The sequence below is a fragment of the Pseudooceanicola aquaeponti genome (assembly GCF_050897975.1).
Lineage (GTDB): Bacteria > Pseudomonadota > Alphaproteobacteria > Rhodobacterales > Rhodobacteraceae > Pseudooceanicola.
The window spans coordinates 509,910-519,772 of sequence record NZ_JBPAXY010000003.1; the positions used below are offsets into that span (position 1 = coordinate 509,910).

Consider the following 9,863-nt stretch of genomic DNA (forward strand, 5'->3'; position numbering starts at 1 on the left):
GCGGCAGGCGGGGCACGCCTCAGGGCTTCATCCCGCTGGCCAGCATGGTCATTTCGGGAATCATCGTGCGGATGCCCACCTCGGCAAAGCCCGCCTGCTTCAGCGCCCCGGTCAGCCAGGCCGCATCCAGCGAGCGCGCTTCGGGGGTGAAGGCCGTATGTTGGAGCTGCCACAGAGCAGCCAGCGGCGGGCCGGTGCGGTCTGCCTCGACCACGAAATCATGGATCAGCAGCAACCCGCCGGGGTTCAGCGCCGCGCGGGCGCGCTCGATCAGCCCCTCGTGCGCCGTGCCCGGCACGCCGGAGAAGAGATAGGACATCAAGACGATGTCCTGGCCGCCGGGAAAGTCGGTTTCCAGGGCGTTGCCCTCCAGATAGGTGATCCGGTCCGACAGGCCCGCGCGATCGACATAGCGCCGCCCCAGGGTCGCGACATTGGGAAAATCCAGCACCGTGGCGTGCAGATCGGAGTTGGCGCCGCAAAGCACGATGTCGAAGGCCGCCGTGCCGCCGCCCACGTCCAGCATCCGCGTCCGGCCGCTGAGGTCCAGCGTCTTGGCCAGCTGCCGCGCCGGACCCAGCGAGCCCGCGTGCTGGCTTTCGGAATAAAGCCGCGCCTCTTCCGGATCGGCGAACCAGTCGGCATAAGAGGCGGTGTCGTCCTCGGCCATATCCCCCTTCAGCGCGCCCTCGATCTGATCCAGCAGAGGGTACATCTGGCGGCCCACCTGTAGGCGCAGGTAGTCGCCGAAATCGTATTTCGCCCCTTTCACCAGGAAGGCCTCGGCGGCGGGGGAATTGCTGAACCGGCCCGCCTCGACCGAGACCAGCCCCATCCCCGCCAGCGCCGTCAGCAGGGTCATGGCGCGGTCCTCGTGGATGCCCGCCGCCGCCGCCAGCGCGCCCGCGTCCTTCGGCCCCTCTGCCAGATGCGAGAAGACCCCCAGTTCCAGCGCCGCGAAAAGCGCCTTCGAGCCCATGAATCCAAAGGCGATTTGAGAGATCTGGTCGGCTTCGGTCAGCAGGGTCATGAGTGTCTCCGGGTTGGTTGCGTTGCCCGCAGCCTAGCGGCAGATCGGGCAGGGCAAAACCCGGCAGGGCAAAAAGCGACAAGATTCATGTCGCAAATGCACGGTCGCACGGCAGCGGGCGGGACCTGTCGCCGCACCCACTGGCGCCCGGGCGCGGGCCGGACTATCCCCGAGACAGGCGGGGCGGCCTGCCCGCGCGCAACGAAAGGGACATCGGATGAGTTGCCAGATCCCCACCCTGCACACCGCCCGGCTGCGGCTGCGTGCCATGCATCCCGACGACTGGCCCGCCTATGCGGCGCTGATGGCGACCGAGCGTGCGCGCCACATGGGCGGCCCCTTTGCGCCTGCGCAGGCCTGGGGCCTGTTCTGTCACGATCACGCGCAATGGGATTTCTTCGGCTGCGGCGCCCTGATGATCGAGGACCTGGCCAGCGGCGCGGTTCTGGGCCAGGTGGGGATCAACGGCGGGCCGCTCTTTCCCGAATGGGAGCTGGGCTGGCTGCTGTTCACCGAGGCCGAGGGGCGCGGGATCGCCTTCGAGGCGGCGGCCAGCCTGCGCGACTGGGCTCAGGACCGGCGCGGCCTGCCGACGCTGGTCAGCTATATCGACCCCGACAACCACCGCTCGCGCCGCCTGGCGGAACGGCTGGGGGCGGCACCCGATCCGCGCGCCGCGCGCCCCGATCCGACCGATCTGGTCTATCGCCACTTCGGCGCCGCCCAGAGCCAGGCGCAGGCCTGACCCCGGGGCGCGCGCCCTGCCCCGGCGCCCTCAGGCGAAGAGGTCGTGGGCCAGTTCCAGCGCCTCGATCAGCACATCGACCTCGGCGCGGGTGTTGTACATGGCAAAGCTGGCCCGGCAGGTGGCACTCACCCCCAGATGTTCCATCAGCGGACCGGCGCAATGGTGGCCCGCACGCACCGCGACGCCCTTCTTGTCGAGGATGGTCGAGATGTCATGGGCATGGGCCGCGCCGTCCAGGGTAAAGCTGAAGATCGCCCCCTTGCCCGGCGCCTGCCCCTGCACGTTCAGCCAGTTCAGCCCGTGCAGGCGTTCGCTGGCATAGGCGGCCAGGTCGGCCTCATGGGCGGCAATGGCCTCCATGCCCTTGTCCATCATGTAATCCAGCGCCACGCCCAGGCCGATGGTCTGCACGATGCCGGGGGTGCCCGCCTCGAACTTCATCGGGCCGTCGGCATAGCAGACGGTGTCGCGGGTCACTTCCTTGATCATGTCGCCGCCGCCCAGGAAGGGGCGCATCTCGGCCTGGCGCTCCTTCGAGATCCAGATCGCGCCAGAGCCCGAGGGACCGTACAGCTTGTGCCCGGTGATGGCGTAGAAATCGCAGCCAATGGCCTGCACATCCACGGGCATGTGGACGGCGGCCTGGCTGCCGTCGATCAGCGTCGCGATACCGCGCGCCCGGGCGGCGGCGCAGATGGCGGCCACGTCAACAACGGTGCCCAGCACGTTGGACATATGGGTCATCGCCACCAGCCGGGTTTTCGGGCCCATGGCGTCGATCACCTTCTGCGGATCCAGCGACCCGTCGGCCTCGGGTTCGACCCATTTCAGCACCACCCCCTGGCGTTCCCGCAGGAAATGCCAGGGCACGATATTGGCGTGATGCTCCATCACCGACAGGACGATCTCGTCACCCGGCTGGAGACGCGGCGCGGCCCAGGCGTAGGAGACCAGGTTGATCCCCTCGGTGGTGCCCGAGTTGAAGATGATCTCATCCTCATCGGCAGCATTCAGGAAGCGCTGGATCTTGCCACGCACCGCCTCGTATTTGTCGGTGGCCAGGTTCGACAGGAAATGCAGGCCACGGTGGACGTTGGCATATTCCTCGGCATAGCCGCGGGTCACGGCGTCGATCACCGCGCGCGGCTTCTGCGCCGAGGCGCCATTGTCGAGATAGACCAGCGGCTTGCCGTTCACCTCGCGCGCGAGGATGGGGAAATCGGCGCGGATGGCGTTCACATCATACATCTTCGATCCTCCGGCCCGCGCGGCTGGCGCGGTCCTGTCGTCGGGCCGGACGCGCCCAGGGGGGCGGCGCCGGTCCGGCCCGGGGCGCGCACAGGGTGCCCGGGGCCTTGGGGTTCCAGTTGGCCGGGCCCGTCCGGGGCCCCGCCTGTCACATCACATCGCGTCGCGGCGCGTCGCCGCGCAGGCCACGTCGCGGCCTAGATATCGGTCAGCGCCGCACCGCCCACCATCGACATCAGCACAGAGGCGGCGACGATCACCACCACGAAGACCGCGCCCAGGGTGCCAAGGGCCTTCAGCCGGTTGTCGAACCCGTGCGCCTCGGCCAGGAAACAGACCATCATGTAGATGCCCCAGACCCCGGCCACCAGGCTCGCCATTCCCGCCAGCGGCGGCACCAGCGCGCCCAGCACCAACAGGGCCGCCTGGGCGATCAGCCGCAGCGCCTGCAGGAACAGCACCACGCGCAAGAGGCGCGGCAGGTCGCCCTGCCCGCCCATGAACTGCCCGACCCGGGCGAAAAGCCAGGCACTGAGCCAGATCACGACCCCCGCAACCACAGCCATGGCAATGGGCGAGAACACCATGCCCGGCGGCAGGATCAGCGTGTAGAGGATGCCGTTCAGCACCGCCAGCAGCGCCAGCAGCAACGGACCCGCCGCCTCCGGGAAGGGCGCGGCCATCACCTCGGCCGCCCCGCGCCGCGGCTCGATCACGCTGAGGCGCATCAGCTCCAGCCAGTCTTTCATCATGCCACCGTCCCGGCTCCAAATTCGGCCCGCCGCAGCCCGGCCAGCCAGATCCATCCAAAGCCCAGGCACCAGGCCAGGCCGATAAGACCTTTCGCCGCGCCGGGCCCGATGAAGCCCGCGACCAGCCCGTGCAGCAGCATCAGCGGCGTCGCCGCCACCAGCGCCCAGAACAGCGCCAGCCGCGCGCCATAGCCGGTGCCGCGCCCGCCCAGCAGACGCGCCACCCCGTGGCTGAGCCCCGCCAGGAGGTACAGCGCCAGCGGCAGGATGAAGACCACGCCCAACAGGGCGCCGCCCAGAAGCATTTGCAGGTCTTCGCCCGACAGATGCGCCTCGCGCGCCAGGCGCGGCCACTGGGCGACAAACATCGCCCCGCAACCGCCCATGCACAGGGCCAGCGCGCGGTCTTCCCGCGCGCCCTCGCCCAGCATCCGGCCCAGCACATCGCCCGGGTGGCGATAGCTGGCGGCGATATTGGCCACCAGCGACATCAGCCGCGCCGACGTTCCAGCCAGCCGGTCAGCCGCTCCAGCAGCTGTTCGCGCAGGCTTTCGTCCTCGATCTCGTCCAGGGCCTCGGCGATGAAGGCGATGACCATCAGGTCCTGCGCCTCGCGCTCGGGCACCCCGCGCGAGCGCAGGTAGAAGAGCGCCTCTTCATCCATCGCCCCCGAGGTCGAGCCGTGCGAGCAGGCCACGTCATCGGCGTAGATCTCCAGCTCGGGCTTGGCCAGGAACTGGCTGTCGCCATCCAGCAAGAGCGACTGGCTGATCTGATAGCCGTCGGTCTTCTGCGCCCCGTCCTTGACCAGGATCTTGCCCTGGAAGATGCCCTTGGCGCCGTTCGTCAGCACCTTCTTGAACACCTGGCGGCTTTCGCAGTTCAGGGCGTCATGGGTGACGAAGACCGTGTCGTCATGGTGGAAATCACCGTCGCCCAGGCAGGCGCCGGCCACATGGGCCACCGCATCGTCGCCCAGCAGTTCGATCACCGCCTCGTTGCGGGTCATCACGCCATTGGCGGTCAGGGTAAAGCTTTTGAACAGGCTTTCCCGGCCCAGGCGGGCGAAGATATGGGTGGCGGCGCGGCGCTCGTGGTCGCGGCCCTGGGTGCGGATATGGTGGAACCGCGCCTCGTCGGCCACATCCACCTCCATCACCTTGTTGAAGCGCGCGGCGGCGGGGCCGTTCTCCAGCAGGGTCAGCTCGGCGCCTTCTTCCAGCTTGATCACATGGTGCAGCATCGCATCCGAGGTCTCGGAGGCGTGCTGATAGATCAGGCTGACGGGTTTCGAGGCCCGGGCCGTCACCCGGATCAGCAGACCATCGGTGGCGGCCCAGGTATTCAGCGCGGCCAGCGGACGCTCGACCGGGCTTTGCCCGCGCGCCTCCAGGGTGCCGTAAAGCTCGAACGCCCAATGGATGTCGCTGCCCGCGTCGGCCAGACGTTCGATCGTCACGCCCGCCAGCTCCAGCGGATCGCTCTCTTCGGCCGAGAAGACGCCGTCGATGAAGACGACCTTGACCCGGTCGACCTCGTCGAAAATGGGCGTCTCGGCGGGGTCGAAGACGGCGGCCGCCGGGGCCTCGGGGGCGTTCAGCGTCGCCGGACGGGTCCAGCGCCAGTATTCATCGCGCGGCTGCGGCAGGCCCATGGATTTGACCCGCGCCAGGGCGGCCTCGCGGTTGGCCACGCTCCACCCTGCGGTGGCACCGGGGGCCAGCACCGCCAGACGCGCCGCCGTGTCCTCATCGCGCCGGGCCGAGGGCTTGGTCTTGATGGTTTCCGACAGGATCGCCGCCATCACTCCACCTCCGCCAGCAGATCCGCATAGCCGTTCTGTTCGACCTCCAGGGCCAGCTCGGGGCCGCCGGTCTTGATGATGCGGCCATTGGCCATGATGTGCACCACGTCGGGTTTGATGTGGTCCAGCAGGCGCTGATAGTGGGTGATCACCAGGAAGCCGCGGCCCTCGTCGCGCAGGGCGTTCACCCCGTCCGACACCAGCTTCATCGCGTCCACGTCCAGGCCGCTGTCGGTCTCGTCCAGGATGCACAGCTTGGGCTCCAGCATGGCCATTTGCAGGATCTCGTTGCGCTTCTTCTCTCCGCCCGAGAAGCCGACGTTCACCGGGCGCTTCAGCATCTCGGCGTCGATCTTCAGGGTCTTGGCCTTCTCGCGGACGACCTTCAGGAACTCGGCGGACGACATCTCTTCCTCGCCGCGCGCCTTGCGCTGCGCGTTCACGGCGGTGCGCAGGAAGGTCATGTTGCCGACGCCGGGGATCTCGACCGGGTACTGGAAGGCCAGGAAGACACCGGCGGCGGCGCGTTCCTCGGGCTCCATCTCCAGCAGGTCCTCGCCCAGCAGGGTCGCTTCGCCCTCGGTCACCTCATAGCCGCCACGGCCCGACAGCACATAGGACAGGGTGGATTTGCCCGAGCCGTTCGGACCCATGATCGCATGAACCTTGCCGGGCTCGACCGTCAGGTTCACGCCCTTGAGGATCTGCTTATCCTCTTCCTCAAGTTTCACATGCAGGTTTTTGATTTCCAACATCTTTTTACCTTTCCTCACGCAACGCATCAAGGTTGCGTCATCATCCGTATCACGTCCAGAAGCCGGGTCACGGGGACCGGCATGGGGTTTATGTCGAAGACGGCCAGACGGCCGATCAGGGTTGGCTGGCCCACGAAATCCTCGATCTCGTGGTACTGCTCGCGGTGTTTGTAATCGTCCAGCAACAGGGTCACCGGACGGGTAATGTGAAAGGCGGTGGCCAGGACACAGCCGGTGCGGAACCGCCCGTCGACCAGCACCACGTCCGGGTGGGGCATCGCGCCCCTTTCCCAGACCGCCAGGGGATAGGCGGCGAAGCGGCGCCAGCCCTTGTCGTCCTTCGGGTGGCCCCATTCCTTGGTTCGCCCGATATCGGCATGGATCACCTCGACCGCGCCCCGGGGCGGATTTGCGGCAAACCAGTCGCGCATCATCTGCGCCCAGGCGCCATCGCTTTCCACGCTGGTGACCTGCTTGCCCAGATCCCCCGCCAGCACGGTCGAGCCGCCCGATCCGTATTCCAGGATCACCTTGGCCTCCCCATAGGCCAGGCGCAGCACCTCGGCCTCCGCCTCGGGGAAGGTCAGCTCTGGGCGCGTCATCGGCGCGTCGGAGGGCGACAGATCGCTCACCTCAGGCGACCACCACGGCGGTGCCCGAGACCGAGACCATCAACATGCTGTCGCCGACCACCTCGTAATCCAGATCGACGCCCACCACCGCATTGGCCCCCAGGGCCGCCGCGCGGCCCTCAAGCTCGCGCATGGCGATGTCGCGGGCATCCTGCAACTTGGTCTCATAGGCGCCAGAGCGGCCGCCGATCACATCGGTGATATTGGCGAAGAAATCGCGCACGATATTGGCGCCCATGATCGCCTCGCCCACCACGACACCGCGATAATCGGTGATCTTGCGGCCTTCGATGGAATTTGTCGTCGTAATGATCATTGCACAGCTCCTTCGGTGGCTTTCAGCGCGGCGGGGAAACTGGCCCGCAGATCGGCCTTGGACCGCGCCACGCCCTCGGCATAGGGCAGATCGCCCTGGGGCAGCTGCGCCAGCCGCGCGGGCAGATCTGCCAGGGCCAGGGGGCGCGGCAACGCCCGTTCGATCCCCGCCGCGTAGTCGAGAAACTTCAGCTTCGGTGCCGCATGGATGCCCTCGGGGTTGAGCCAGGTATTGGGCACCCCGAAACTGTCGGCCACGATCAGCCCATGCAGGGAGGAACTGACCACATGGGCGCAGCCGGCGATCTGGCGGCAGACCTCCAGCGCGTCGCCGCGCACGTCGATCAGATCCAGCACCGGGTTGGCCTCGACCATGGCGCGGAAGGCCGGGTCGCCCAGTTGCGCATAATGGGGGATCAACCCGATCCGGTCGCCGCGCGGCACCGGGCCCAGCACCTCGGCCATCAGCAGGCCCGGGTCGCCGTAGCCCGGCACCTCGACCTCCAGCAGGCTTTCGCTGATCGGGCCGCGCAGCAGGGCGAAATCAACGTTGGGCACGAAATCCGTATTGATCGGCTTCATGCAGCCGGATCCCCAGACCACGGGCCTGGCCCCTTCGCGCGGCTGTTTGGTGCCGCGCCGCACCACATGCATGATCGAGCCGATGGCGAAAAGATCCACCGCGCCGGGCTTCGCCCAGGCGACGTCGCGGCCCGACAGATGGGCCACGATGGCGCGCGAGATGGCATCGCCGAAATTCGGCTTGCCCGCCCACCAGTAGAGCTTCACCGGCTCAGTCATGACCGCACTTCTTCTCCTCAACATACTTCGACAGTCGGACCATCTTGCGGAGCTCAGTTCCGTATGAAGACGAAAGCCCAGCCTCCTCGGCAACCAGGTTCAATTCGCTCATAGGCAGGTCCTCAAGCTCTTCGGCATAGCGAATGCCGAAGAGATGAATAGCTACCGTCTTCTCACGTTCCGAGAAGGAAACGTGTAGCGCCTTGAGGGCTTCAACGAGCGTAGAACGCGTCATCAGCCCACGGACCCTTCCAGAGAGATGGCCACCAACTGCTGCGCTTCCATGGCGAACTCCATCGGCAGGGCCTGCAAGACGTCCTTGCAGAAACCGTTGACGATCAGCGCCACTGCCTCTTCCTCGTCCATGCCGCGCGACTGGCAATAGAACATCTGGTCATCATCCACCTTCGAGGTCGTGGCCTCATGTTCGACCCGCGAGGAATTGTTCTTCACCTCGATATAGGGCACCGTGTGGGCCCCGCAGTCGGACCCGATCAGCAGGCTGTCGCACTGGGTGTAGTTGCGGCTGTTGCTGGCCTTGGGATGCATGGCGACCTGACCGCGATAGGTGTTCTGCGCCTTGCCTGCGGAGATCCCTTTCGAGACGATCCGCGAGCGGGTGTTCTTGCCCAGGTGCAGCATCTTGGTGCCGGTGTCGGCCTGCTGGTAGTTGTTGGTGATGGCGATCGAATAGAACTCGCCCTGGCTGTCGTCGCCGCGCAGGATGCAGGACGGGTATTTCCAGGTCACGGCAGAGCCGGTTTCCACCTGGGTCCACATGATCTTCGCCCGGTCGCCGCGGCAATCGGCGCGCTTGGTGACGAAGTTGTAGATGCCGCCCTTGCCCTCGTCGTCACCGGGGAACCAGTTCTGCACCGTGGAATATTTCACCTCGGCGTCTTCCTCGACGATGATCTCGACCACGGCGGCGTGCAGCTGCGCGGTGTCACGCTGCGGCGCGGTGCAGCCTTCGAGGTAGGAGACGTAAGACCCCTTGTCGGCGATGATCAGGGTGCGTTCGAACTGGCCGGTGTTTTCCGCGTTGATGCGGAAATAGGTCGACAGCTCCATCGGGCAGCGCACGCCCGGCGGCACGTAGACGAAGGAGCCGTCGCTGAACACGGCGCTGTTCAGCGTGGCATAGAAGTTGTCGGAAACCGGCACGACAGACCCGAGGTATTTCTTCACCAGCTCGGGGTGTTCACGGATCGCTTCCGAGATCGAGCAGAAGATGACGCCCGCCTTCTTCAGCTCGGCCTGGAAGGTGGTGCCCACGGAAACCGAGTCAAAGACCGCGTCCACCGCGACCTTGCGCTCGGGGGCGCCCTCGTCCTTCATCTCTTCGGCGCCTTCGACGCCCGCCAGAATCATCTGTTCCTTCAGCGGGATCCCCAGCTTCTGGTAGGTCTCCAAGAGCTTGGGGTCGACCTCGTCCAGCGACTTGGGCTTTTCTTCCATGCTTTTGGGGCGGGCATAGTAATACTGGTTCTGGAAGTCGATCTCGGGGTAGTCGACCATCGCCCAGTCGGGCTCTTCCTTTTCCAACCAGCGGCGATAGGCGGCCAGGCGCCATTCGGTCATCCACTCGGGCTCGTGGTTCTTGGTCGAGATCAGGCGGACGATATCTTCGGACAGGCCCAGGGGGGCATATTCCATCTCGATATCGGTGTCCCAGCCGTATTTGTAGGTGTTAATCTTGGCGACGGCGTCGACCGTTTCCTGATCCACGCCATCCTTCACTTCGGGGGTATCCATCTTACTCATCATCTCGTCCTGTC

At 66.4% G+C, this 9,863-nt stretch carries 12 protein-coding genes; 1 reads left to right on the plus strand and 11 read right to left on the minus strand.

Annotated elements, in window-relative coordinates:
- Nucleotides 1–19: 19 nt before the first annotated feature.
- Nucleotides 20–1,030 carry a methyltransferase gene (locus ACRARE_RS09100; protein ID WP_432656113.1) on the minus strand — a complete coding sequence of 337 codons (1,011 nt, stop codon included), beginning with the start codon at nucleotides 1,028–1,030 and terminating at the stop codon, nucleotides 20–22.
- A 217-nt stretch (nucleotides 1,031–1,247) separates the two neighbouring features.
- Between ACRARE_RS09100 and ACRARE_RS09105 the strand changes: the two genes are divergently transcribed.
- Nucleotides 1,248–1,775 carry a GNAT family N-acetyltransferase gene (locus ACRARE_RS09105; protein WP_432656114.1) on the plus strand — a complete coding sequence of 176 codons (528 nt, stop codon included), beginning with the start codon at nucleotides 1,248–1,250 and terminating at the stop codon, nucleotides 1,773–1,775.
- A 30-nt stretch (nucleotides 1,776–1,805) separates the two neighbouring features.
- On the opposite strand, the gene ACRARE_RS09110 is transcribed toward ACRARE_RS09105, so the two are convergent.
- From ACRARE_RS09110 to sufB, 10 genes are all read right to left on the minus strand, one after another.
- Complete coding sequence (locus ACRARE_RS09110) at nucleotides 1,806–3,026, minus strand: cysteine desulfurase (protein ID WP_432656115.1); 1,221 nt, start codon at nucleotides 3,024–3,026, stop codon at nucleotides 1,806–1,808.
- Between the two features lie 197 nt (nucleotides 3,027–3,223).
- Entirely contained in the window at nucleotides 3,224–3,778 is a 555-nt protein-coding gene (locus ACRARE_RS09115) for a YIP1 family protein (RefSeq protein ID WP_432656116.1), read from the minus strand.
- Nucleotides 3,775–4,269, minus strand: a complete 495-nt coding sequence (locus tag ACRARE_RS09120; RefSeq protein WP_432656117.1) for a YIP1 family protein — start codon at nucleotides 4,267–4,269, stop codon at nucleotides 3,775–3,777. Before ACRARE_RS09120 ends, ACRARE_RS09115 begins: the two co-directional genes overlap by 4 nt.
- Nucleotides 4,269–5,582, minus strand: a complete 1,314-nt coding sequence (gene sufD / locus ACRARE_RS09125) for a Fe-S cluster assembly protein SufD (protein WP_432656118.1) — start codon at nucleotides 5,580–5,582, stop codon at nucleotides 4,269–4,271. Before sufD ends, ACRARE_RS09120 begins: the two co-directional genes overlap by 1 nt.
- On the minus strand, nucleotides 5,582–6,337 hold the full coding sequence (gene sufC, locus ACRARE_RS09130; RefSeq protein ID WP_432656119.1) for a Fe-S cluster assembly ATPase SufC: 756 nt from the start codon (nucleotides 6,335–6,337) through the stop codon (nucleotides 5,582–5,584). The genes sufD and sufC overlap by 1 nt, the downstream gene beginning before the upstream one ends.
- Before the next feature lie 26 nt (nucleotides 6,338–6,363).
- Complete coding sequence (locus ACRARE_RS09135; protein WP_432656248.1) at nucleotides 6,364–6,939, minus strand: class I SAM-dependent methyltransferase; 576 nt, start codon at nucleotides 6,937–6,939, stop codon at nucleotides 6,364–6,366.
- A gap of 31 nt (nucleotides 6,940–6,970) precedes the next feature.
- Nucleotides 6,971–7,285, minus strand: a complete 315-nt coding sequence (locus ACRARE_RS09140) for a heavy metal-binding domain-containing protein (RefSeq protein WP_432656120.1) — start codon at nucleotides 7,283–7,285, stop codon at nucleotides 6,971–6,973.
- On the minus strand, nucleotides 7,282–8,085 hold the full coding sequence (locus ACRARE_RS09145; protein WP_432656121.1) for a polysaccharide pyruvyl transferase family protein: 804 nt from the start codon (nucleotides 8,083–8,085) through the stop codon (nucleotides 7,282–7,284). The genes ACRARE_RS09140 and ACRARE_RS09145 overlap by 4 nt, the downstream gene beginning before the upstream one ends.
- Nucleotides 8,078–8,320, minus strand: coding sequence for an HTH-like domain-containing protein (locus ACRARE_RS09150; protein ID WP_432656122.1), 243 nt, complete (start codon nucleotides 8,318–8,320; stop codon nucleotides 8,078–8,080). Before ACRARE_RS09150 ends, ACRARE_RS09145 begins: the two co-directional genes overlap by 8 nt.
- Nucleotides 8,320–9,849, minus strand: a complete 1,530-nt coding sequence (gene sufB / locus ACRARE_RS09155; protein WP_432656123.1) for a Fe-S cluster assembly protein SufB — start codon at nucleotides 9,847–9,849, stop codon at nucleotides 8,320–8,322. The genes ACRARE_RS09150 and sufB overlap by 1 nt, the downstream gene beginning before the upstream one ends.
- Nucleotides 9,850–9,863 lie beyond the last annotated feature (14 nt).